This window comes from Enterococcus sp. DIV1283b (assembly GCF_051710965.1).
In the GTDB taxonomy this organism is placed as follows: domain Bacteria; phylum Bacillota; class Bacilli; order Lactobacillales; family Enterococcaceae; genus Enterococcus_B; species Enterococcus_B lactis.
In genome coordinates, this window is record NZ_JBIOLR010000001.1 from 255,683 (window position 1) to 279,782 (window position 24,100).

Sequence of the window (24,100 nt, forward strand, 5' to 3'; positions counted from 1 at the left end):
AAAAATCTCCCTTTATTCAATAATCGCAATTCCTGGACCAGCGTGGGCAGTAATTACTTGTTCTTTGCTAAATAATTTGGTAAATGTTTCTTGTACCTCAGATAAATGGCTGTTTTCCACTAAAACTTTGACATTAGGGCCAGCATCCATCGTAAAGTAGCATGGAATGCCTTGCTTTCTCAATTGCCGCACCGCATCCATCGCTTTTAAGCTGTCAGGAGACCAGTAAGTGAAAGGTGGTTGGGCAGCTAAAGTCGTTCCGTGCATTTTTAGTCCGTTTCTTTCCATCGTTTCTCCGAGAAGTTGGAAATCTTTTGTTTTGATTGCTTGTTTCAATTGATATAGATCCCCTTCAACGGAATCTAACCAGCCTTGATAAAAACTGGATGTTTCGACTGTCCGACGCATCCCATTTCTGCTAGACACTTCTTTTTTCTGGTCGTTGATCAAAATGAAAACCATTGCTAGCTCGTCTTCGAAAGAATCAGAAGGGACTGGCTTGGCATAAGAGCTTAAGTCATCATGACCTTTTTCCCATTCGACGAAACCACCAAAAATACTTCGGCAAGCTGAACCAGACCCGCGTCGAGCAAATCTTGAAAGAGAAAGATCGTCTAATCCAAGCTTAAGGGCAGTATTACAAGCTCCTGCTAAAGCAGCTAGCCCGCTAGCAGAGGATGCTAATCCGGCTGCGGTAGGAACGAAATTCTGACTGATTACTGAAGCTTTTAGTGAGATGCCGGCTTCTTTACGAAAAAGGTCAAGAAACTGACTAACTTTTTTTGTTGCTTTTTCGTCTTGCAAGGTGTCATCTAGATAAAATTCATCTGCTATATAGCTATCAGAAAAGATGACTTCTGTTTCGGTATAAAATGCATCCAATGTCAACGAAAGACTGTTGTTCATCGGAAGGATGAGTGCTTCATTTTTCTTACCCCAATATTTGATTAGGGCAATGTTGGTATATGCGCGTGCTTTGCCTTTAAACATAGGTATGTACTCCTAATCCTTGTATCCAAGTTTCAGCCGCACCCGCATCTTCAAGTGCTTGACTGATTTCTTGGGCTTTTGTTTTTGTTTGTGCTAATGCAATCATGCAGCCACCGCGTCCACCGCCAGTTAATTTGGCACCTAATGCGCCGGTATCTTTAGCTGTTTGGATCAGTAAATCAAGGAAATCGTTGCTGATCGTCAGTTTTTCCAGAAGTGATTGTGATTCATCCATTGTTTGAGCTAACATTTCTGGTGAATTTTCAATGATTGCTTGCTTCGCTTGCTTTGTCAAGTATCCTAATTTTTGGATCATTTGTCCAGTTTCATGTGGTTGTATTTCAAACAGGTGAGCGACATCTTTGACGGCTTCTCTTGTTTGTCCTTTGATTCCTGTATCAGCGACAATCAAAAAAGCATCGATATTCAAAGAAAAATAATCAAAAGGATGCCCTTTTGTAAAATAAATTGGTTGCAAGCTGCTAGTAGCGGCTGCATCGATCCCACTAGGATTGCCATGTGCGATTTTTTCCGAAAGTTGTACATTCTCTAATAGTATTTCACGAGACAAAGGGAGTGCTAAGTAATCATAAAAAGCACGAGTAACTGCTGTGGCGACCGCAGCACTTGATCCCATTCCACGTTCAGCAGGAATCGTGCTTTCGATGGTTAGTTGCAAGTTTTTATGGATATCATGCTCTTTTTTTAAATGGATGAATAATTTTTTGATATTTTTTAATGTATGAGGAGCTTCGGCTAAATTTCCTGAATAGTAGGAAGAAACCAATTGATCGTCCATTGCATCCAGCTCTTCAAGGAATGCGGTGACTTTTGTTGCATAAAAAGGAAAGGCAATCGCCGGTTCTCCATAAACAACCGCGTGCTCGCCCATCAAGATAATCTTTCCGCTTGATTCTCCTTGGCCATAGTTTGCCATAATCTAACTCCTTCTCACGTAAAAGTGATTTTTAAGCAAAAAATAAAGCGCCCAAAACGAGTTGCGCTGCTTCACGAAATTTTTTGTCCGCTAAGGGTCTCAAAAAACATTCCTTCTTTATTTTACTAAAATCATCCCAGAAGTAAAACTAAGAATACGTTTTCTAAAGGAAAAACCTTTTTTTCTTAAGAATTTTTTGACCTTTTTTCTTTTTTGACTAGTAAAAAATACAATTGACACTACTAGATATTGGGGGTATATTTAAAAAGGTTGGAGTTAAACACAATATTTAGTGATGAAGTGAGCTGGAGGTAAATGAGCGTGATCGTTTTAGCAGGTACAATTGGTGCCGGAAAATCAAGTTTGACAGAAATGATGGCTGAACACTTTGATAGTCAGGCATTTTATGAATCAATTGATGATAATGAAGTCTTGCCCTTATTTTATGCAAACCCTGAACAGTATGCTTTTTTGCTGCAAATTTATTTTTTGAATAAACGTTTTGCAAGCATCAAACAAGCAATGAAAGATGACAATAATGTATTGGACCGTTCGATTTATGAAGATTCGCTGCTTTTCCATCTAAACGCAGATCTAGGAAGAGCGACGGAAACGGAAGTTCGTGTGTATGATGAACTGCTGGAAAACATGATGGAAGAACTGCCCTATGCTGCCCATAAAAAACACCCGGATTTATTAGTTCATATTCGTGTATCTTTTGATACGATGCTAGAACGGATCGAGAAACGTGGTCGTTCGTATGAACAATTGTCCTTTGACCCAAGTCTGTACGATTATTACAAAGAATTGAACAGACGGTATGATCAATGGTATGAAGAATACAAAGAAAGTCCAAAAATCCAAATCGATGGAGATCGCTATAATTTTGTGGAAGATCCTCAAGCAAAAGAAGAAGTCTTGAAAATGATCGAAGAAAAATTAGCAGAAATCCGCCAAACTGAATTAGCCATTTGATTTAAAGCTACTCAAAAAAAGGATGCCTTTATTTGAGTAGCTTTTTTCTTTATACTAGAAATAAATATCAGGAGGATGGAGTATGCGAGAAAAACACTATTTTAATCAAGAACGTAATTTTTGGATCAATATACAGCAAGATGATGTGCTAGCTGTTAAAAATTTAAAAGAAGAATATGGCATCAGCGATGAGATGCTGACTTATTCTCTAGATAAAAATGAGCGGGCACGCGTAGAGTATGACTCTTTTGATGAAGCGTTGCTACTTGTATCAAATGTCCCGCACCAACAAAAAGTCGATAATCATTACGAAACTAGTCCTATCGCTTTTATTTTAAAAGAAGATGGTTTGTTTACATTTACCACGCCGAATACCGAGTATGTGATTCGACTGATTCGATCACTTTTGGAGCGAATGCCAGACATGAGTGTATACAGTTTATTGTTTCGTACATTATTTTTAATTTCTGATTCCTTTTTTCCTTTAATCGAGGAAGTAAATAGCGAACGTCAACGGCTCAACCTAAAGTTAAGGGAAAAAACAACAAACAAGAATCTACTGCAACTTTCAGATTTAGAGATCGGTTTGGTTTACTTAGTTACAGGAACAAAACAAAATGTAGTACTTTTGGAACAAATCAAGGCATTAGCCATTTATCGCAAGTTGTCAGAAAAGGAAAAGGAAGAGTTGGACGATGCACTGATCGAAGCACGACAAGCAGTTGAAATGACGAACTTAGCTTCGCAGATTTTAGATCAGCTTTCTGGCACTTATAATAATTTACTGAATAACAATTTAAATGACACGATGAAGTTTTTGACTGTCTGGTCGCTGATCTTGACTGTACCGACTATTGTGACAGGATTTTTCGGGATGAATCTTAAGCTACCATTTACCCATTCCGTTTTCGGATGGGGAATCGCCTTGATCATCAGTCTGGTTTTATCTGTTTGGATGCTCATTGCACTATGGCGGCGGATTCGTTGATCTAGTCTTTGATCTGCAAACCAAGGGCTTGAGCAATCACAAGTGCTTGCTCCTGATTGACGATCAGTCCTGCCAAATAATCTTGAGATAAAGCAATGGCAGTGAAGAAATTAGTCGTAAAGTCTAATTTCTTCAGAGAAGTTCGGAACCAATTCGAACCAGTTAACTGATTGTCAGACAAAAAAAGATTTTTCCAAGTGACCTCATAAAATTCGCTGTCTTCTAACTGGCAATGATCGAAGGATACGGCTTTCAAGTTTGTGCTGCTAAAGGAAGCCATCGAAGCAATGCAGTCAGTGAAAGTGCAGTCTCTAAGATAACTTTCGGCAAAATTCGTACCTGTTAATTTACATTGATGAAACACGACTTGGTGGAAACTGCCACCAATCCACTCCAGATTGGACAAATCACACTTTTCAAAAATGACATTACTGCATTCAAAATGACGTAAAGCTGTTTTTTGCATGGTCAGTTTTTGGACATGACTCTCTCTTAATACCATATTTTTGGCATCAAGATAGCTTTGATCACCTCCATTGATCAGAAGACCAGAGAGGATTTCTTCATCTTCTAAATAAAAATCTCCTTTTGTCAGAGGAGGAAGAGAAGGTGGGAGAGGTTCGATTTTTTTCATTTGGATTCACCTCGTTTTTCTTTAGTATAGCAAAGAAGCGGGAATCACTGCTAGAAAGTCTGCTAGACCAATCATTTTCAGAAAAGGAAGAAAAACTGTATGAAAAACATTGACAGAAGGATTGGTTTTTGCTATACTATGATGGTTGAGAAATAAAAGCAGAAGCACCCGCTTCTCGCCTTAGTTGATAATGTCACTGGGCTAGATAGTTTTCACTGGTTCTATTAGGTGAAGTACGCGCGGGTTCTGTAAGAGAACTCGTTTTTTTTATTGCCGTTTATTCGGTAAGCTTTTCTTTCTCTCATAATATTTGGAGGTGAATGACCATAGCAAAGGATATGATGGTTAACGACGGCATTCGTGCACGAGAGTTACGATTGATCGGTTCAGATGGTGAGCAATTAGGAGTTAAGACAAAAGCAGAAGCATTGAATATTGCAGAACAAGCAAACTTGGATCTTGTGTTAGTTGCCCCTGGTGCGAAACCACCAGTTGCGCGAATCATGGACTACGGTAAATACCGTTTCGAACAACAAAAGAAAGACCGCGAAGCGCGTAAAAAACAAAAGGTGATCAATGTAAAAGAAGTTCGCTTAAGTCCTACGATCGACTTGAATGACTTCAATACAAAACTTCGTAATGCACGTAAGTTCTTGGAAAAGGGCGATAAAGTGAAAGCTTCTATCCGTTTCAAAGGCCGTGCCATTACCCATAAAGAAATTGGTCAAAAAGTCTTGAATCGCTTAGCTGAAGAAACTGCTGATATTGCAACAGTGGAACAAAAAGCGAAAATGGACGGACGCAGCATGTTCTTGACGCTGGCACCGAAAAACGACAGTAAGTAATTTGAATGACTAACTGGCTGTTGGACAGCCGATAGTCGGATAACGAAAGATTTTGAGGAGGAAATATAGTCATGCCAAAACAAAAAACACACCGCGGATCAGCAAAACGTTTCAAACGTACTGGTAAAGGCGGATTGAAACGCTTCCGCGCGTTTACAAGTCACCGTTTCCACGGCAAAACAAAAAAACAACGCCGTCAATTGCGTAAAGCAAGCATGGTTTCTAGTGGCGACTTCAAGCGTATTCGCCAACAACTAGCAAAAATGAAATAAGAAGTACAAATAACAGAATCTGAAGATTTATTTTTATTAGGAGGAATTATACATGGCACGTGTTAAAGGTGGAACAGTAACTCGTAAACGTCGTAAAAGAGTGCTAAAATTAGCAAAAGGTTACTACGGTTCAAAACACACTTTATTTAAAACAGCAAAAGAACAAGTAATGAATTCATACAACTACGCATATCGCGATCGTCGTCAAAAGAAACGCGACTTCCGTAAATTGTGGATTGCTCGTATCAACGCAGCAGCTCGTATGAATGGCTTGAGCTACTCAAAATTAATGCACGGTTTGAAAGTTGCTGAAATCGACATCAACCGCAAAATGTTAGCTGACTTGGCTGTAAACGATGCAGCAGCATTTACTGCATTGGCTGACCAAGCAAAAGACGCTTTGGCTAAATAAGCTAAAAAATTATAAAGAGGAAAGAAGATAACGAAAAGTTATGTTCTTTCCTCTTTTTTTGTTTACAATTCTTCACCATATAAAACGGGATAACAACGTATAAGTCTAAAATAGCATAATTAAGGTTTTTTAATTGAAATTCGAACATTTATGGTCATCCTCTAATGAAAGCGCTAACTACATCAGTTAGAATGAACTTGACTGATATATTAGTTTGTTTATCAGAAAAATAAAATGGACGGAGGAATAACATGAGTGATATTATTATTGGTATTTTGTTAGTTATCTCATTCTTTTTCATGGTCTGGTACTGTGTAAAGGGCTACAACTTGATGGTCGGTTTTGCCATCATGGCGACTGTATGGATGGGATTAGCGCTAGTCGGAAACACGTTTTCGCCGAACCCGGCGATGGAAGGGCAAGGAGTAATTGATGTATTGACGCATATCTATACGACTGGACCTGCTGAGTACGCCAAATCGATCTTGGTAAATGTCTTCTTTGGTGCCTTTTTCGGGCGTGTTCTAGTAGATAGCGGGATAGCAGCCACACTGATTCGTAAAGTAGTCGAACTTGGAGGGGACAAACCAAGAATCACGATGAGTTTGCTGTGCGTTGTAACCGCTGTTATATTCATGTCGATGACAGGAATTGGACCAGTGATTTCTATCGCAGTCATTGTTTTACCGATCTTGATGTCTTTAGGAATCTCAGTACCGGTTGCGTTGTTCTCATTTATGGGCTCGATCATGGCTGGGATCTTTGCTAATATCGTCAACTTCAAACAGTATCAAACGATTTACGCTGGTTTCAATCCAGCCGCTGAAAGTTATACGTATAATGACTATTTCCAAATCGGTATGATTGGGATGGTTGTAAGTTTAGTTGTTGTACTAACGGTGGCTAATATATCAATGAATAAAAAGAAACGCTATGCAATGGCAGCAAACGTACCGGCTGAAGGCGGCGACGCACCAATGATCTCATGGTTAGCCGTATTATTACCAGTTTTAGGGGTCGTTTTGTTAGATCTCCCAATTATCTTAGGTTTTATTCTAGCAGGTATTTGGGCATTGCTGTTTACTGGAAAATTGCGCGGAGGTTATAAAGAAATCTGTCGTCAATTTGCAAAATTATTTACAGATGGCGCAGTCGATGTCGCACCAATGGTTGGTTTCTTGATGACCTTAGCGATGTTCAATAACTCAGCTGCGTACGCTTCTCCTTATTTTTCAGCTATTTTCGGAGATTTGATACCGCAATCACCTTTAGTCTTGGCAATCGTATTTGCTATATTGACACCACTAGGATTTTTCCGCGGTCCAATGAATCTAGTCGGTTCAGGATCAGCTATTTTAGCTGTTGTATTAGCTGTGAACCCAACAATGTCGCCAGCCTTTTTGTTCCCATTGTTTGCAATCACAACGATTGCCCCTCAGCATTTAGATATTACACAATCTTGGGTCGCTTGGGGATTAGGGTATACAAAAGTAACGTCTCGAGAATACATGAAGAAATCCATCCCAACTGGTTGGATCATCGGTGTGATCTTATGTCTGATTACATTCTTCTTGTACGGGAATGCCTAGTAAACAAAACGTCGATAGAAATGATTAGATGAATGGAGGAAAAGAAAATGAAACGTTTTGTGCGAATGGGAATTGATGTCGGTGGTACGCATACGAAAGCAGTGGCAATTGATAATGCGACACATGAAATCATCGGAAAGTCTTCAGTGAAAACGACCCACGATGATGTTCGTGGGGTAGCTGCAGGAGTCGTTCGATCTTTTCAAAATTGTTTGCGGGAAAATAATATTAGTCCAGAAGACGTTGTTTTTGTTGCACATTCTACTACGCAAGCGACGAATGCGCTGATTGAAGGGGACGTAGCAAAAGTCGGTGTAATCGGAATGGCAAAAGGTGGATTAGAAGGTTTTTTAGCAAAACGACAAACTAGATTGAACGATATCGATTTAGGGAATAAGAAAAAAATAGAGATCGTCAATGCATTCTTACCTGTCAAACACTTAAATGTAGACCGTGTTTCAGAAACGATTTCTTCTCTAGAAAGAGAAAGAGCGGAAGTCTTGGTTTCTTCTATGGCATTTGGAGTAGATAATGGGGAACCAGAACGGGTCGTTTATGAAGCAGCATCGGTAAAATCAATTCCTACAACGATGGCTTCTGACATCACAAAATTATATGGATTGACAAGAAGAACTCGGACAGCAGCAATCAATGCGTCTATTTTACCAAAAATGTTAGATACGGCAACATCGACAGAAGACTCTGTACGAGAAGCAGGGGTCAATGTCTCTTTGATGATCATGCGCGGAGACGGCGGAGTAATGGAAATCAATGAAATGAAAAAACGACCTGTTTTAACCATGCTTTCCGGTCCAGCAGCATCAGTCATGGGCTCTTTGATGTACTTGAGAGCGTCTAATGGTGTTTATTTTGAAGTAGGCGGAACGACAACCAATATCGGGGTCATTAAAAATGGACGTCCAGCAATCGATTATTCAATTGTAGGTGGCCACCCAACATATATCTCTTCATTAGATGTTCGGGTTCTAGGGGTGGCAGGCGGTTCGATGGTACGGGCTAATCAGTCAGGAATCATCGATGTCGGTCCACGTTCTGCACATATTGCCGGTTTAGATTATGCAGTATTTACGGAGACAGAAAAAATCAAAGGTCCTAAGGTTGAATTTTTCTCTCCTAAAGAAGGAGACCCTGCTGATTACGTCAAAGTAGTGATGGAAGACGGAGAAGAAGTGACTATTACAAATACATGTGCAGCCAATGTCCTTGGATTAGTGCAAGAAGAACATTTTTCTTATGGAAATGTCCCATCTGCACGAAAAGCCATACAGGCATTAGCAGACTATTGTCATACGACGGTTGAAGACATAGCAGAGCAGATCATGGAAAAATCCTATGCTAAGATTGAACCAGTGATTTTAGAATTGGCAGACAAGTATCATTTGGAGAAAGATCAGATTTCTCTTGTAGGTGTAGGGAGCGGCGCTGCCTCTTTGATTACTTACTTCAGCAATAAAATGGGTGTGAAATATTCCATCCCTGAAAATGCTGAAGTGATCTCTTCTATTGGTGTAGCACTTGCAATGGTCCGAGATGTTGTAGAACGTATCATTCCTTCACCAAGTAAAGAAGATATCCGATCATTGAAAAATGAAGCGATGAATAAGGCGATTGAATCAGGTGCTACGCCAGAATCGATCGAAGTCCACGTAGAAATCGATCCACAGACTTCAAAAGTAACGGCTATCGCTACTGGTTCTACGGAAGTGAAAGCAACCGATCTAACCAAGGAGATCACAACAGAAGAAGCACTAGAGCTTGCTGCAGAGGATATGCGATTAAATAAAAATGAAGTTTGCTTATTGGAAAATACACCTTTCTTTTATGTATGCGGCGAACAGAATCGTTCAAAAAATGCTGGAAGTCTTCGGATCATCGACCAAAAAGGATTTATCAAGGTCCAACGTGGACATGCTTCTTGTCTGAAAACAACTGCAGCTAATTATATGGCAGCAGTCGAACAACTTTGGGAAGATATGGCAGTTTATCAAACTGAGTTGATCGCCCGACCAGAATTTTATCTCTGTTTAGGAGCAAGAGTCTCTGATTTTACAGCGACGGATCTGGAACAACTACAGCTTTTGATGGATCTGGAAGTATCTACTATGGAACCAGAGGAAGAAGTGATCGTCGTTGCCGGAAACATCAAACAAACATAAGTTAGAAGAGTTACTAAACGAATTACAACAGATCCCCGAAGAAATTTGGGGATTCTACCAGTTTCAGCGAGATTTGTTTTGGAAAAAGATCCCTTTGTCCAAGCAGAAAATCCTCATACAACAATCAATCGATTGTGGTATCGAAACGGCATGTAGCATCAAAAAAAAGTACCCTTTTGCCGATGTAGGAGAAATTTGTGAACAAATGGCTGTTCCAATCGTTTCCTGTGAATCAGAGCAAATAAACGAACGAATCACTTTTGCAACTTATGCAGAAGATGAAGGGATCCGATTGATGACGGAGCCGTTAGAAAAATTAAAATGTTCAGGACTTACTTCGATCTCTAAAGAAACAGCGCAAGCTTTGATTATTGGACATGAACTATTTCACCACATCGAAGCTTCTGTTAAGGGGATTTATACTCAAAACGAAAAAATTGTGCTATGGCGGCTGCCTTTTTATACACACCAATCAAACATTCGTGCATTGAGCGAGATAGCAGCGATGAGTTTTTCAAAAGAGATGAATCAAAGCCGTTTTTCGCCTTATGTATTAGAGGCAGTCTTGCTTTGGCCATATAATGAAACGCATAGCCAAGGGATCTTAGAAGAAATAAAAGAAATAGAAAAAAGATGTGCGGAGTATGATTTTGCTCACAAATAAAGAGGTTGTGACAGAAATGGGCAGCTTCAAGAAATAAGAAGAAATTTACGAAAATTGCTTCTCAAATTTTTGTGACATTTCGGCTTATTTCAAAGAAGCTACTTCTGGAACACCGTGAATCAGAGGTTGTGAAAAAGCTGTCCTGCATCAAGTCATAAGAACAGCCAAACAAAAATAGTTCCTCATATTTTTCGTTTGGTTGGGCTTATTACCGCAGATGCAAGCTTTTGAGCACCGTTTAAGAAAGAGGTCGTGAACCTGCCGTTCAGCTCCGAGTCACAAGGAGCAATTTCAAAAAACAGCTTCTCATGTTTGATGATATTGTGACTTGTGACCGAGGAGTTGGCAGGAGAACACTGAAAGGGACTGTGACATGATTTTTGTCACAGTCCCTTTATTTGATGGGTCTTTCCTGAATATCTTCAAAATAATCGGGGTAATTATGAATTACGTATTCTTGCTCTTCGATAATCATATGTAAATGCATCGTACAAAGAAACCCGACTTCATCAAAGTTATGATCAATCATTGATTGAAGCATTGTCTGATGTTCATCTAATACTCGACCCCAATCTAATTCTGAAATCGTCAAACGCAACCATCTGAAACGGTTCAAGTGCGTACTATAACTTTCCAGCCAGTCCCAAATCTCTCGTTTTCCAGCAATTTCATAACAAGTTCGGTGGAAATCAGTATCCAAATCAAAAAAAGCTTTTTTATTTTGAGCGATCACTGCCTGATCGGTTTGTTCTAATATTTTTTCTAGTTTAGCTTGATCTTGCGCTGTCATTTTCGCACTACATTCTTGCAGGATCGGTTTTTCCAGCTTTTCCCGCGTATAACGGGCTAATGAAGCAGATCGGATATCGATTTTTGAAACATAGGTGCCGGACTGTGGAATGGTTTTTACAAGCTCCTGATTACGAAGCTGAATCAGTGCTTCCCGAATCGGTGTGCGTCCGATAGCTAGTTGTTCTTCTAACACTTTATCGGAGATTTTACTTCCAGGTGCTAACTCGGAATAAATGATCTGTTTACGGATAGATTCATAAGCTTGCTGCTGCAAATTATTGATACCCATTAAAACTTCCTTTCTGTGTAAGTATAATCTATTATAACATAAATCGCTTACAAAACGTAGAAAGTAGCTACCGACAGTGTGGTGACTATAACAAGTCATAAAGATTATAAAAAATAATGCTATACATTTAATTGAAGTAAAGATATGATCAATTCTAAGAGAACGCTTTCTTTCGTAAGCGTAATTAGAAAGATGTTTTGTTAGGTCAATTATTTTATATTATGATCTTACTGCGAGTCTGTTATCATCTTTTTCAGTAAACATATTCTGGTTTTAACCACATTTTTTATGCGCTGTCATTAGGTTGATAAAAATAATATTTTAGGAGGTAATATGATGAAAAAATTGTGTCTTGCTTTAACTTTAGGTATGTTAACTGTAGGTACAGGTGTTGTAGCTCAGGCTGACTCTATTTCTGACTATGATACTGATATAGGCCATGCTATTACAGTTGATGAATCTAATGTAAACCACGTCGCTAATGACTTAATAGGGGTTTACCCAAAATTAAGTAAAGGTTGGAATTATCCTACTTCTGTGTGGAATGTCGCTACACAAGGTCGAATGAATATGCAAGCGTCTTCTCAAGGAGGAGTATTTTTGTATTCTAATAATTTAATGACTGGAAAAACCACGTATCGGTATTATTTCCATAATCAAGGACATAATACCATTAATGTGAGTATCAGAAACCAAACAAGTCATGCGCCTTATTTAAATATTGATGTAGCGTCAGGAAGAGTTGCTACAGGGACTGTTTCTTTGGGAAATGCTGGAACGAGAGCGTATGTTCAATTTTACTCTTCTCGTGATTATGTATTCAGTGGGTATGTAGAATGAAAAATTCTAAACGTGTAAGAAAATCTTTATTACTTGTAATTTTTTTATTAGTGGGGATAGTAAGTGTTCATTCTGTTTACGGGGAAGAGCAGGACAAACAATTGGAAGGTGATACCCTAAAAATTATTTTTTCTGGTAGCGAGACATCCCCTTTGGAAAATAATTCGTATTTAGAAAAAAGTGAAATTTTGGGTGTTGTGGCGGACAGCACTGTGTTAAAAGTCAGTTATAAGCTCGATAAAGGATATACTTTTTTGGGGTATTTTGTAAGTAAAGAGATTTCAGAAAATGGGAAAGAAGTACTGGTTACTAGATTATACAAAAAAGAATCTTCTAAAACTAACAGTGAAGATGTGACTGGAGAAATTACGATTGATTTATCAAATGTGAATGCTGAAAGTCAGCTACAATTCATCATCAAGTGAATTTTTTCCCTTAGCACGATAAAAATGAGTTAACCACAACTGTTTTTCAACATACGAATGTACATGTAGTTAAGATAATGTCGGTGTATAATGTGTAATTGATTTGAAAAAAGGGGAAATGACAAAAAACATATCATCTTCCTTTTTTCAAATAAACGTCAAAAGCCAGTTTCTCGGTATGAAGTCAAAATTATGCAAAAAATGTAAGAAACCATTTTCACATCCTCTTATATACGGTGTTGCAGAAGTAGAATTTTCGAAAAATAAGTCAAAATTTACAAAAATTTGAGAAGTAACTTTTGTAAATTTCTTCTTATTTATTGAAGTTGATCACTTCTGTCGCAACCTCCTTGTCAGTATAGATGATCAATCTGGCCGTACCTCTTGGATCGGTTTGACACGACCGCCGATTCTTTTAGCAAAAGCTTCGGATTCTTTTTTGTCTTTGAAAATGAGCAGATTGTCTAAGTTTTTTTCCCGAGTGCGGCAGCCAGTTTTATCGATGTAACCGTGCATTACTTTAACGACATACATGGGGATCACCTGCTTTTTTCTTTTCATTATACGAACTACTCGACACAATACAAGAAAAATGCTTAGACGGTTTTTTATTAAGAAATAGCATTATCCAGAGAAGCGTACGCTTGGAATAACTGATCTAGCTCCGGATTGACTTTGCTCAGCTTCACTAATCGTTGCGAATCAGAAAGTAAGAAACAGTGTTTACTGCTACCAATAGTTTTTAATTTTTTGTCTTCAGTTCCCACAATTTCGTAGCTAAAATCCAAACGTGTCCCCGTATATTTTTGGATAGTTGGATGGATGCTCACTTTTTCTCCGTAATGGATCATTTCTTTATAGCTGCAATTTACTTCCAGAACGGGGATAATGATCCCAGATTCTTCAATTTTTTTATAGGGAAACCCTAGATGTACCAATAAGGCTACCCGAGCCTCTTCAAACCAGCGGATATAATTGCTATGATGAATAATCCCCATTTGATCTGTTTCATAATAAAAAGGTTCTCGTACATAACCTGTAAATTTCTCCATGATTCATGCCTCGTTTTCCATTGATTTTTTACAAAAATAATTCATCCACTTCGGAAGTGCTTCGCTGATCTGTGTAGGCAAAACGACATATTGTTCTTTTGCTAGCTGGTCTCCGATGAAACTATGAAGATAAACAGCTGCCGCAATCGTTTGGTCATTTTGAGGGAATTGGGCGAAGAATCCTGTGATCATTCCTGCTAAAGTGTCACCCATGCCGCCTGTTGCCATAGCAGCTGAACCTAAAGGATTGGTGTAGAAGTGTTGGTGACCATAAATTTTTGTCTCATGACTTTTCAAAACGATCGCAGCACCGATTTCCTGTTGCTTCTTTTTGTTTTCTTCATCCCGTTGTTCTTGTATCGTTAGAGCACTCAACCGTTGCCACTCCATTTGATGAGGTGTAAGTACTGTTTGTTCGGGATAGGGTAGCGAAAGATGGTTAGCAGCCAGTAAACTTAAAGCAGAGCCATCGATCACCAGCCATTGTTCTTTTGATTGGTTTTCTAGTACTTGTTTGAAACGTTCCAAACTCTTGGAAGAAGTGCCCAATCCGGGACCAATCAAGAGTACATCTGCTTGCTTTATCACGGAAAGAAACTGGTCAGTATCCGTCCAATCTACGATCATTGCTTCTGGCAGATGACTGTGAAGGGCACTCCGATTTTTTTCATCCGTTACTACTGTCGTGAGACCCGCTCCACTGTGTACGGCAGCTAAAGCACTCATGATGATTGCCCCGCCGTATTGTTCATTGCCGCCAATCAAAACGACACGTCCAAATGTTCCTTTATGTGAAATTTTTGGACGAGGTGTGATGACTCTTTTCACTAGTTGTTCGTCTATCAGCATCAAAAAACCTCCTTTTACTTATTATAACGTATATTTTTTTTAGAGAAAAACAGATAAGAAAAGGAATTGTCAGATTTTTTGAACTATTTTTTTCTGTAATTTGTGGTATCATGAACACGAAGACTTAAATAAGTGGAGGATTAACTTTATGACAATTGATTGGCAAAAAGAAGTAGAAGCACGTAAAGAAGACTTGCTTGAAGACTTAAAAAATCTTTTACGTGTCAACAGCGAGCGAGACGACTCAAAAGTAACACCAGATGCACCATTTGGACCTGGACCTCGCGACGCATTAAAACATATGTTAGCTTATGGTGAACGTGATGGATTTAAAGTAAAAAATGTCGATAACTATGCAGGGCATATTGATCTTGGCGAAGGAGACGAAACACTAGGGATATTTGGACACATGGATGTCGTTCCTGCAGGAGATGGCTGGGACACAGATCCTTATGAACCAGTAATCAAGGATGGAAAGATCTTTGCACGTGGATCAAGTGATGACAAAGGCCCAAGTATGGCAGCTTACTATGCGATGAAAATCATTAAAGAACTTGACTTGAAACTATCGAAAAAAGTGCGTTTCGTAGTCGGTAGTGATGAAGAAAGCGGCTGGGGCGATATGGCTTATTATTTCGAACATGAAGAAGAACCAGATTTTGGTTTCTCGCCAGATGCTGAATTTCCGATCATCAATGGTGAAAAAGGAAATGTTTCTTTAGCTTTACGATTCAAAGGCGACAATGCAGGAGATTATGTATTGAAATCTTTTGTTTCCGGACTTCGTGAAAACATGGTGCCAGGAACAGCAACTGCAGCACTTCAAGTACCAAGTGCAGATGCAGCTATCGCGATGGAAGAAGCATTTTACCAATTCATCGAAGCAAATCCAGTAAGCGGAACGATTGAAGCAGACAATACGTATGTAAAAATCGAATTAGTTGGTAAAGGTGCACATGGTGCAAGCCCACAATCAGGTATCAATGCAGGTTCTTTCTTGGCATTGTTCTTAGATAACTATGAATTCTTAGGATCTGCTAAACAATTTATCCATGTAGCAGCAGCTTATGTCCATGAAGATTTCTATGGAGAAAAACTAGGTGTCGCTTATGAAGATGAAAAAATGGGCAAATTGACAATGAATGCTGGACTATTTGCTTTTGAAGAAAATGGTACAGAAGAAGCGAACTTCATCAATATGAATTTCCGTTTTCCAAAAGGTGTAACAGTAGACGGATTGCAAAGTGACATCGAACAAACAGTGGGCCAAGAAGGCGCAACAGTTACTCGAGGTGCTCGCGTAATGGAACCACATTACGTACCAATGGATGATCCATTGGTGGCTACATTATTGCAAGTCTATGAAGACCACACTGGAGAAAAAGGCTACGAACAAATCATCGGTGGCGGAACTTACGGACGTTTGTTGAAACGTGGCGTTGCTTATGGAGCGATGTTCCCAGGATATACTGATACAATGCACCAAGCAAACGAATTTATGAGTCTTGATGACTTGTTCAGAGCAACAGCAATCTATGCAGATGCTATCTATCGTTTGGCGAAATAAAAATACTAAAAAACTCCGGCTATCTCTGATAGCTGGAGTTTTTATGTTTAAAAATGAATCAGTACATCGGTCTTCCTAAAAGTAATTCAGTTCGTCTTTTGATTTCTCAGGAGGGATCAAAAAGGCGAAAGCACTAAGTATAGCAAAACTTGTGATGATTTGCGTACGATACGTAAACCAATAATGAATCTGTGAGTGATTAGCTAAAATGTTGTACCAAATATACGGCGTTACAGCAGCTAAGACAAACAAAACTAGAAGTTGGAACGGACGCCAGCTATTTCGTTTACGATAAGCAAAATAGAGAAAAACAAGACAAGTAATCAATAGCAATAATATTGCTACTTTTGGATACATCAATCTAATATTGCTTTTCAGCATCTCTAATCGATGCAACGGGTATTTGTCGTTTCCTTCCGTTCGAAAGAGGATTTGGTTGATTGCATCTTTTACAATGTTTTTGTTCAATATGATCGATGATAGGATCCATTTAGTCACCCATGTCAAACCATAGCCTAATCCCCAAAAGATACCGGTAAAAACAAAACTGCCTACTTGTTTGCTCAATGAACTGCGTTTATCCATTAAATACTTATTTGTTACATAGTAAATAATGATCACGGGTATCCCCCAAGAGATGACCGGTGTTGTCAACAAGTCAAAAAAGTTAGCTAAAGAACCAATGACAAAGAAATACAAGAATAATTGTTGATTGGTCTTGAACAATTGCGGTTTTGTTAAAAATAGTAATACAGACAATAATGTCAAAATCCAAATATTTGAAAACTGCATACTGAAGAAAAAGATTGCGGCATTTCCTATAACAAGCGAGATTAATAAGGCTATCGCTAAATAGATGTCGCTACGCTTGATTAAAAAGTAGCTCGTTAACCCAATCAACAGAAAAAGAACAGCTGCGTAGATCATCCGAATGCTACCTAAACTCATCACTAGCAATAAAGGTCGCAAAAAGAGCTGATAACCATGCCAATAACGAGGATAATCCGCCATAGACATCGCATTCTCCAATGGGTTCAATTCAGGGTCTGCTTTTGTTTTTCGTATCATCAAATGATCAGTAAAGTTATCTAACCGAGTACCTAGCATATTTCCTTGATTGATAGAAGGATACATCCCTTCTTTTTCAACCATCTGTAGAGATTTTTCTGCATTTGATTCAATAGAATGCTGCGGAATGACAAAAGTAATTGTCAGCAGTACGCAATAGCTAGCAATCAAGAAAACAAAAGCAAAAAATATCTTTTTAAATAGTTTCATGAGTATCTCCTATATCTGTTTTCATTTTTTCTCTTTTATCTAGTAAAAAAGGAGAGAGGATATAGACAGGCAAACCTAATGCTAAAACAAACACATACCGTAAACTAAAAGCCACAGGAGTAGCAATCATAATAGTAGCAAAAACAAGCATACCGGGAAGAAAAAGGAGTAGATACCGATGTTTCTTCTTAAAGATTGCTAAAAGTGCACTGCCGATAGCTAACCACAGTAATGTGCCGGAACCAAAGAAATCACGAGCATCGATGATTCTTTTCATTCCTGACAATCCAGTAAGATGTTCAATCAAATCTACTTGTTTTATCCCATAATTATTCGTATTTACACGAGTATCTAAAAAGCCGTAACTATTTTTTGTACCAGGTACCCAGAACCCGAACGTTTCTAAAATATAAGCATCTGTATAAATTTTTATATTACTTGGTAAATTTCTTGCCCATAGTGATAGAAATTCTTTTTTATGTGTATTCAAAAATTCATTGTTAAAATTTTTATGCCACTTGATTGAGTCTGCGAGACTAGGAGAATACGCTTCATAATCTTTTATCGGGAGTAGCTGATTCATGAATGCTTTATCTTTCTTAGACAAGTCACCATCCATAACAATAGTTCTAGAAATTTGCTGCAAAGGAATACCTAATTGTTCAGCAGTTTCTGTAGGAATAGCATAACGAGCCATCAACGGGTGGATGAGTAGTCCAGCAATCACTGTATAACCGAGTACCACTTGAAAGAATGCTTGATACCTTTTTTGTTTCAAAACAATCAAGCCGCAAATCAAACCTGTGGCGATTACTACATAAATCCCATTATTTCTTAGATAGGTAGTCAGTAAAGCAAGGATGATTACGTAAATCTGATTGAGAATCGTTGGCTTTTCTTGTTGAAAAATAAAGTCAAAAACCGCTAAGGAAAATAAAAAGCAAGCGATAGAGAACAAAGTATCTTTTTGCATGTTCAAGGCGTAAATTGGAAAAACCGGTGCAAATGCAAAATAGCATAAACTAATGAGTACCGGAAAAAAATGGATGTTTCTTTTTAACAGCCAGCAAAGAGAATAGCTTATCGCTGAAGCTGTTATCAATGTTTGGAAAATAGAAAATAAAAATACACCGTGATTGATCGTATCAGTTGGTAAATCATGAACAAATAGCTTGACCAGCAAGGTGAATAAGACGGGATGATGATTGCTTATAGGAACATCACCCATAGATTGGGCGACCGAACTTAACGAATCAGGCAAAACCACTCCAGGATACAATGCCAACAGATAAGGAAGCCAACACAGAACTAAAAAGACAGTAAAGAATAAAAAATATTTTCTTGAAGAGAAAGCCTGTGCGTTTTTAGCAGTAAAAAATGTTTCCAGTTTTGGCATTGATAAATAAATCGATTGTAAAAATAAAAAAGAATACACAAAAACGGAGAAAAAAACAAGAAAGTAAAAAATACTTCCATCAGCAATCGTTGTCTTTGTATAGTTTGCTGAGACATACTGAAATTGTATCTGTCTGCCAATAGAAAGTGTAAGAGCAAAAGCTGCAGAAAAAAACAATCGGGCAATAGCTGCCACTTTGTTTTTTATTGAAAACAACTCTATTCCATATTGCTTAAAAGCAAGTAGCAAAACCATGGCTAAACCAATGATTACTGCTGGATTCAAAGTTCCTAAACCATAAGAAGTAAAAAAAGCAAAACCTGACGCAAATAAAGTTGCAAAAAAAGCAGGAAATAGATTCTCCTTTTTCTTATGCATAAAAAAGGCCTCCTACTTCATTTCTTTATTTTGATATTCGTGGTAGACATGGTATAAATTCAATTCATATTCTTTCTTGGCATTTGTGACGACCGTATCCAAAATCAACCCTGTTACTAATGAAAGAAGGGCTAAAGTCATCAATCCCGTACTTAAAATCGCAGAAGGGATGCGTGTAATAAAGCTTGTCAGCATATATTCACGAATCACAGGAATCCCTGTGACCAATCCAAATAAAAAGAAGAAGATAGTCCAGATCCCAAAGAAAAGCAAAGGTTTATAATCTTTGCACATTTTGATGATCATCATGATCACTTTGAATCCGTCAGAGAATGTATTCAATTTTGATTCGCTACCTTCAGGACGATCGCGATAATCGATTGGAATCTCAACGAACTTGAATTTTTTATCTAAAGCATGGATCGTCAATTCTGTTTCGATTTGAAAACCAGAACTCATAATAGGGAAGCTTTTGACAAAAATTCGATTGAATCCTCGATAGCCGGTCATGACATCGCGAATTTTTGTTTTATATAAGTAAGTAATTGTATTTTTAACCAGATTATTCCCAAAATCATGGAAAGGACGCTTATTTTCATCAAAATAGGTTCCATTTGATAGACGATCGCCAATGACCATATCTGCTTCGCCAGAACGTAATTTCTCAAGCAAACCATGTGCAGCTTCTGCAGGATAAGTATCATCACCATCTACCATCAAATAATAATCGGCATCAATATCAAAAAACATTTGACGGATTACATTTCCTTTTCCTTGACGTGGTTCTTTCTTTACGATTGCTCCACCTTGAACGGCCAATTCGTATGTTCGATCGGTCGAATTATTATCATAGACATAAATATCTGCTTCTGGTAATTCCCTTTTAAAATCTTCAATAACAGTTGAAATTGTCGCCTCTTCGTTATAACAAGGAATGAGCACGGCAATTTTTTCACGTGATTCCATTTGTCACTCTCCTTATATAATAAAACTAATCTTATTTCAAGAATACCGTATAATAACTATAAATACTAGCTATTCTAAGAGGAAATAGCCCTATTTTTATAAAAACCACCCACTATAAAAGAAGGATAGGATACCTCTCTTTTAGATAGTGGGTGCGTATTCGTTATTTCATTTTTGACGTATTAATCTATTGCGCCCTTTTTTCTTGAAATGTCTAATACGGTTCCTGTATGAGCATCTGCTAAAAATTCATAATAAACAGTTTCGCCATCTTCTATCCGGGAAAGCCCACCCCGATAAGCACTCGACCGAACGGCGAATTTCCTAATAGGTTCTTTTTCAAAAGAGATCCAAGAACCTTCGATTGCGCCTTCTTTTAAAAAAGATGTTTTGATATTTTCAAGCACTTGGTCTGCTGATAACACTTTTTTGCGATGATACCAAATCGTTGAAGCTACCCCGCTCAATAATCCTAGACCGATCCCAACGGCTAACCCGCCTTTAAAATAGCTTAATTCGCTTTCTTCATACATGTGGATATACCTCCTTCTTCTCACTTGCTACTCCTTGTGCTTATTTTACCACACTCTCATATTTTCTTTGAAATAAATAACCGCTACCAGAAAAAATAAGCTATAATAAATACGATCGGTCTGCAGAAAAAATCATATTTTATCCGTAGATCAATATAAGTCTGAGAGGAGTTTAGTCTGAAATTTAGACGAATAGCATATGGAAGAAAAAACATTTCAACGAATCAAAGAGTTAACAGAATTACAAGGAACAAGCGGTTTTGAACAAGACGTTCGCGCTTATATGGAAAGTCATATGGAACCGCTGGTAGATGAGTTACAGTTAGATGGTTTGGGCGGCATTTTTGGGCTGCGCCACCATGAAGAAGCGGATGCACCTCGTGTAATGGTCGCAGCACATATGGATGAAGTCGGATTCATGCTGACACAAATCCAAGAAAACGGACTTTTTAAAGTCGTACCTCTAGGCGGCTGGAACCCTTACGTTGTTTCTGCTCAACGTTTTACACTTAAAACCTCTACTGGTAAGAATTACCCATGTATTTCTTCTTCCGTTCCCCCACATTTATTGCGAGGAACAAGCGGACAAAAATCAGTAGAAGTAACAGATATTTTGTTCGATGCTGGGTTTGAATCAAGAGAAGAGGCAATGAGTTACGGTGTCCTTCCAGGAGACACAATCGTTCCTTACGCTGAAACAATCAAAACAGCCAACGGAAAGAATATTATCAGTAAATCATGGGACAACCGCTATGGCTGTACAATGGTATTAGAAGCTTTAGAAGCGTTACAAAATGAAACATTAGGTCATACATTGATTGCAGGCGCGAATGTCCAAGAAGAAGTAGGCTTGCGTGGTTCTAAAGCTTCTGTCAATAAATTCAAGCCAGATCTGTTCTTTGCAGTAGACTGCTCTGCAGCAGATGACACAGTGACGAAAAATGGCACATTCGGACATTTAGGAGAAGGTACATTGATGCGTATCCAAGATCCAGGTTTGATCATGCTTCCTCGTTTGCGTGAATACTTGCTGGATATCGCTGAAACAAACAATATCCCTTATCAATACTTTGTTTCAAAAGGCGGTACAGATGCAGGTGCTGCTCATACACAAAATGAAGGAATCCCAAGTACAGTGATTGGCGTAGTGGGGCGTTATATCCATACGCATCAAACGATGTTCAGTATTCGCGATTTTGAAGCTGCACGAGAAATGTTGATTCAAACACTGAAAGGTTTGGATAAATCAACAGTGAATACGATCGTATACGGAAAATAACGCGATAGTGAAACTATAAAATCTGGCAAAAGAAACCTTTTGTCAGATTTTTTTTATAAAAAGAGGATCAATGTTTGTTAGTTCGTAAGAAAGGTGTATAATTTAATTGAAAAATACATAAAGAGAAAGTAGAGGAAAAAGAATGATTATCCCAAATAGTTTAGAAGAATTAGCAGGCTACGTAGAAACTGGAAAGAGTATATTTTTCTTTACTGCCGGCTGGTGCGGAGACTGCCGTTTTATCAAACCGCAAATGCCTGAAATCGAAAATGACTTTTCTGATTGGCAATTTATTGAAGTAGACCGTGACAAGTACATAGATGTAGCCGCTGAATGGAACATTTTTGGTATCCCAAGTTTTGTCGTGATCCAAGACGGAAAAGAATTAGGTCGTCTAGTGAATAAAGATCGTAAAACAAAACAGGAAATTGAATCGTTCCTAGAAAGTGTAACAAAAGGCTGACATCTGTTAGGAGGGGTCAAGATGAATCAAGAATATAAGAACATTTTAGTAGGTATCGACGGTAGTGAACAAGCACTTGCTGCTTTCAAAAAAGCGGTAGAAGTGGCTCGCCGTAATAATGGGAAAGTATATGTAGCAAATGTAATCGATCAGCAATTTTATAACTTTATGGGCTATGCTCCTATTGATCAAAATCTAGTCGATCAGCAAACTGAAACAGCCAAGCAAATGATCGAAGAATGTAAAGAATATGGGAAATCTGTTGATTACACAAATATAGAAGGAATTATTGCCTACGGCTCTGTTCGTGAATCCATGGCAGTCAAATTGCCAAAAAAATATGCAATCGATCTAATCATGGTTGGGCAGTCTGGACTAAATGCAGTCGAACGCTTTATGACAGGAAGTGTAGCCAGCTACGTCATACGTCATTCACCTTGTGATGTCTTGATCGTTTCTGACGAAGAAGAACAGCCAAGTAATTAAGCAAGTGGAATTTGTATAACCTTTTTAATCAATTCACTAAAAACAGTAAAGGGACTGTGACAAAAGTCTTGTCACAGTCCCTTGTTACGAATAAATGGTGTTCCAGAAGTAGCTTCTTCGAAAAATAAGCCGAAATTTCACAAAAATTCGAGAAGCAATTTTCGTAAATTCCTTCTTATTTCTTGAAGCTGACCACTTCTGTTACAATCTCTTCTATTTTGTGAAAACTAGGAAATAAAGCATGAAAAAAATCTCATGCAGTGAATGCAATTTTTTGTTAAGATAAATCTCAGCAAAGGATAATGGAGGAAAGAACATGATTTTTGCTTATAACAAAGCACACGTCGGAGACACTTTGATGGTTATCATAGCCGACGATAAAGGAACAGAAAACACTGTTGAACGTAAATGGAATGTTGCTCGGATCAAAGATGAACAAGGTCAAGTTGTTGCTTGGAACTTTTTCCATATCTCCGATCATCTAACAATCGAAGGGAACGGCCAAGTAAGCTTAACAGATGAAGAATTAGCGAAATTGAATCGATTGATCAAAGAAGCAGGATTCGAAGAACAGCTTGAAGCTGATCGTGAACCGAAGATCGTTGTCGGGTATGTCAAAACATGCGTTCCACATCCTGACTCTGACCATTTATCGATTACTGAGACAGAAGTAGACAATGGGACAGTATTGCAAATCGTTTGCGGTGCACCAAATATCGAAGCTGGACAAAAAGTTGTCGTTGCAAAACCAGGAGCCATGATGCCGGATGGAATGATGATCTGGCCAGGAACTTTGCGAGGGGTAGACAGCTATGGAATGATTTGTTCCGCTCGTGAATTGCAATTGCCAAATGCTCCAGCAAAAAAAGGAATCTTAGTATTGCCTGAGGATGCCGTAGTCGGAGAAGCATTTCCAAAATAAAGAGGTTGTGAGCCTGCCTTTTCACTCTGAGTCACAAGGAGCAATTTCAAAAAACAGCTTCTCATGTTTGTTGAATATTGTGACTTGTGACCGAGGAGTTGG

Annotated in this window: 26 protein-coding genes and 1 other annotated feature; of the genes, 15 read left to right on the top strand and 11 right to left on the bottom strand. The window is 38.4% G+C overall.

The genetic code is table 11. The features are described from left to right. Positions 1-12: 12 nt before the first annotated feature. Together mvaD and mvk are read right to left on the bottom strand one after the other, a co-directional pair. Complete coding sequence (gene mvaD, locus IGJ53_RS01250) at positions 13-990, bottom strand: diphosphomevalonate decarboxylase (protein ID WP_010731799.1); 978 nt, start codon at positions 988-990, stop codon at positions 13-15. Continuing rightward, positions 983-1,927: a mevalonate kinase gene (mvk, locus tag IGJ53_RS01255; RefSeq protein ID WP_010731800.1), complete on the bottom strand. Its 945-nt coding sequence runs from the start codon at positions 1,925-1,927 to the stop codon at positions 983-985. The genes mvaD and mvk overlap by 8 nt, the downstream gene beginning before the upstream one ends. 315 nt (positions 1,928-2,242) lie before the next feature. Here mvk and IGJ53_RS01260 point away from each other — a divergent pair, with 315 nt between their 5' ends. Together IGJ53_RS01260 and IGJ53_RS01265 are read left to right on the top strand one after the other, a co-directional pair. Then, positions 2,243-2,902 carry a deoxynucleoside kinase gene (locus tag IGJ53_RS01260; RefSeq protein WP_002293362.1) on the top strand — a complete coding sequence of 220 codons (660 nt, stop codon included), beginning with the start codon at positions 2,243-2,245 and terminating at the stop codon, positions 2,900-2,902. A gap of 82 nt (positions 2,903-2,984) precedes the next feature. Beyond that, the gene (locus IGJ53_RS01265; RefSeq protein ID WP_002313988.1) at positions 2,985-3,890 is read left to right on the top strand and encodes a magnesium transporter CorA family protein; all 906 of its coding nucleotides are present in this window, start codon (positions 2,985-2,987) and stop codon (positions 3,888-3,890) included. Between the two features lies 1 nt (position 3,891). Here IGJ53_RS01265 and IGJ53_RS01270 read toward each other — a convergent pair whose 3' ends face one another. Next, the gene (locus IGJ53_RS01270; protein WP_259742045.1) at positions 3,892-4,524 is read right to left on the bottom strand and encodes a pentapeptide repeat-containing protein; all 633 of its coding nucleotides are present in this window, start codon (positions 4,522-4,524) and stop codon (positions 3,892-3,894) included. A 150-nt stretch (positions 4,525-4,674) separates the two neighbouring features. Next, positions 4,675-4,800, top strand: a sequence feature (ribosomal protein L20 leader region). 44 nt (positions 4,801-4,844) lie between these two features. On the opposite strand from IGJ53_RS01270, the gene infC reads away from it, so the two are divergent. The 6 genes from infC (at position 4,845) to IGJ53_RS01300 (ending at position 10,483) form a co-directional block, all read left to right on the top strand. After that, positions 4,845-5,369 (top strand): translation initiation factor IF-3, encoded by a 525-nt coding sequence (gene infC, locus IGJ53_RS01275; protein WP_002293357.1) that lies wholly within the window; start codon positions 4,845-4,847, stop codon positions 5,367-5,369. Positions 5,370-5,440: 71 nt separating this feature from the next. Further along, the gene (gene rpmI / locus IGJ53_RS01280) at positions 5,441-5,641 is read left to right on the top strand and encodes a 50S ribosomal protein L35 (RefSeq protein WP_002289309.1); all 201 of its coding nucleotides are present in this window, start codon (positions 5,441-5,443) and stop codon (positions 5,639-5,641) included. Positions 5,642-5,693: 52 nt separating this feature from the next. Then, complete coding sequence (rplT, locus tag IGJ53_RS01285) at positions 5,694-6,053, top strand: 50S ribosomal protein L20 (RefSeq protein ID WP_002293355.1); 360 nt, start codon at positions 5,694-5,696, stop codon at positions 6,051-6,053. Positions 6,054-6,304: 251 nt separating this feature from the next. Next, complete coding sequence (locus IGJ53_RS01290) at positions 6,305-7,642, top strand: hypothetical protein (protein WP_010731801.1); 1,338 nt, start codon at positions 6,305-6,307, stop codon at positions 7,640-7,642. A 47-nt stretch (positions 7,643-7,689) separates the two neighbouring features. Continuing rightward, positions 7,690-9,819: a hydantoinase/oxoprolinase family protein gene (locus IGJ53_RS01295; RefSeq protein WP_438749369.1), complete on the top strand. Its 2,130-nt coding sequence runs from the start codon at positions 7,690-7,692 to the stop codon at positions 9,817-9,819. Then, complete coding sequence (locus tag IGJ53_RS01300; RefSeq protein ID WP_010731803.1) at positions 9,794-10,483, top strand: hypothetical protein; 690 nt, start codon at positions 9,794-9,796, stop codon at positions 10,481-10,483. Before IGJ53_RS01295 ends, IGJ53_RS01300 begins: the two co-directional genes overlap by 26 nt. Before the next feature lie 394 nt (positions 10,484-10,877). Here IGJ53_RS01300 and IGJ53_RS01305 read toward each other — a convergent pair whose 3' ends face one another. Then, positions 10,878-11,564 carry a GntR family transcriptional regulator gene (locus IGJ53_RS01305; protein WP_002312480.1) on the bottom strand — a complete coding sequence of 229 codons (687 nt, stop codon included), beginning with the start codon at positions 11,562-11,564 and terminating at the stop codon, positions 10,878-10,880. A gap of 333 nt (positions 11,565-11,897) precedes the next feature. Between IGJ53_RS01305 and IGJ53_RS01310 the strand changes: the two genes are divergently transcribed. Both IGJ53_RS01310 and IGJ53_RS01315 read left to right on the top strand, forming a co-directional pair. Then, a complete protein-coding gene (locus IGJ53_RS01310; protein ID WP_195670335.1) occupies positions 11,898-12,404 on the top strand; it encodes a hypothetical protein in 507 nt (168 codons plus the stop codon). Beyond that, positions 12,401-12,829 (top strand): hypothetical protein, encoded by a 429-nt coding sequence (locus tag IGJ53_RS01315; RefSeq protein ID WP_010731805.1) that lies wholly within the window; start codon positions 12,401-12,403, stop codon positions 12,827-12,829. Before IGJ53_RS01310 ends, IGJ53_RS01315 begins: the two co-directional genes overlap by 4 nt. A 366-nt stretch (positions 12,830-13,195) precedes the next feature. Here the strand turns inward: IGJ53_RS01315 and IGJ53_RS01320 are convergent, their stop codons facing one another. The 3 genes from IGJ53_RS01320 to IGJ53_RS01330 form a co-directional block, all read right to left on the bottom strand. Then, complete coding sequence (locus IGJ53_RS01320) at positions 13,196-13,363, bottom strand: hypothetical protein (RefSeq protein WP_002292624.1); 168 nt, start codon at positions 13,361-13,363, stop codon at positions 13,196-13,198. A gap of 77 nt (positions 13,364-13,440) precedes the next feature. Continuing rightward, positions 13,441-13,881, bottom strand: coding sequence for an acyl-CoA thioesterase (locus IGJ53_RS01325; protein WP_002292625.1), 441 nt, complete (start codon positions 13,879-13,881; stop codon positions 13,441-13,443). A 3-nt stretch (positions 13,882-13,884) separates the two neighbouring features. Then, positions 13,885-14,730: an NAD(P)H-hydrate dehydratase gene (locus tag IGJ53_RS01330; protein WP_010731806.1), complete on the bottom strand. Its 846-nt coding sequence runs from the start codon at positions 14,728-14,730 to the stop codon at positions 13,885-13,887. A gap of 148 nt (positions 14,731-14,878) precedes the next feature. Between IGJ53_RS01330 and pepV the strand changes: the two genes are divergently transcribed. Beyond that, the gene (pepV, locus tag IGJ53_RS01335) at positions 14,879-16,297 is read left to right on the top strand and encodes a dipeptidase PepV (RefSeq protein WP_002294157.1); all 1,419 of its coding nucleotides are present in this window, start codon (positions 14,879-14,881) and stop codon (positions 16,295-16,297) included. Between the two features lie 75 nt (positions 16,298-16,372). Here pepV and IGJ53_RS01340 read toward each other — a convergent pair whose 3' ends face one another. The 4 genes from IGJ53_RS01340 to IGJ53_RS01355 form a co-directional block, all read right to left on the bottom strand. Continuing rightward, the gene (locus IGJ53_RS01340; protein ID WP_002374316.1) at positions 16,373-17,575 is read right to left on the bottom strand and encodes a hypothetical protein; all 1,203 of its coding nucleotides are present in this window, start codon (positions 17,573-17,575) and stop codon (positions 16,373-16,375) included. Beyond that, a complete protein-coding gene (locus IGJ53_RS01345) occupies positions 17,562-19,349 on the bottom strand; it encodes a DUF6020 family protein (protein ID WP_010731807.1) in 1,788 nt (595 codons plus the stop codon). The genes IGJ53_RS01340 and IGJ53_RS01345 overlap by 14 nt, the downstream gene beginning before the upstream one ends. A 12-nt stretch (positions 19,350-19,361) precedes the next feature. Next, a complete protein-coding gene (locus IGJ53_RS01350) occupies positions 19,362-20,315 on the bottom strand; it encodes a glycosyltransferase family 2 protein (RefSeq protein ID WP_002374319.1) in 954 nt (317 codons plus the stop codon). Positions 20,316-20,497: 182 nt separating this feature from the next. Further along, positions 20,498-20,848 carry a PepSY domain-containing protein gene (locus IGJ53_RS01355; protein WP_002292629.1) on the bottom strand — a complete coding sequence of 117 codons (351 nt, stop codon included), beginning with the start codon at positions 20,846-20,848 and terminating at the stop codon, positions 20,498-20,500. A gap of 199 nt (positions 20,849-21,047) precedes the next feature. Here IGJ53_RS01355 and pepA point away from each other — a divergent pair, with 199 nt between their 5' ends. From pepA to ytpR, 4 genes are all read left to right on the top strand, one after another. Then, on the top strand, positions 21,048-22,127 hold the full coding sequence (gene pepA / locus IGJ53_RS01360; RefSeq protein WP_002294156.1) for a glutamyl aminopeptidase: 1,080 nt from the start codon (positions 21,048-21,050) through the stop codon (positions 22,125-22,127). A 142-nt stretch (positions 22,128-22,269) separates the two neighbouring features. Next, the gene (locus IGJ53_RS01365; protein WP_002374322.1) at positions 22,270-22,590 is read left to right on the top strand and encodes a thioredoxin family protein; all 321 of its coding nucleotides are present in this window, start codon (positions 22,270-22,272) and stop codon (positions 22,588-22,590) included. 21 nt (positions 22,591-22,611) lie between these two features. Beyond that, positions 22,612-23,076, top strand: coding sequence for a universal stress protein (locus IGJ53_RS01370; protein ID WP_002292633.1), 465 nt, complete (start codon positions 22,612-22,614; stop codon positions 23,074-23,076). 316 nt (positions 23,077-23,392) lie between these two features. Then, positions 23,393-23,998 (top strand): YtpR family tRNA-binding protein, encoded by a 606-nt coding sequence (ytpR, locus tag IGJ53_RS01375; RefSeq protein WP_010731808.1) that lies wholly within the window; start codon positions 23,393-23,395, stop codon positions 23,996-23,998. Positions 23,999-24,100: the final 102 nt, after the last annotated feature.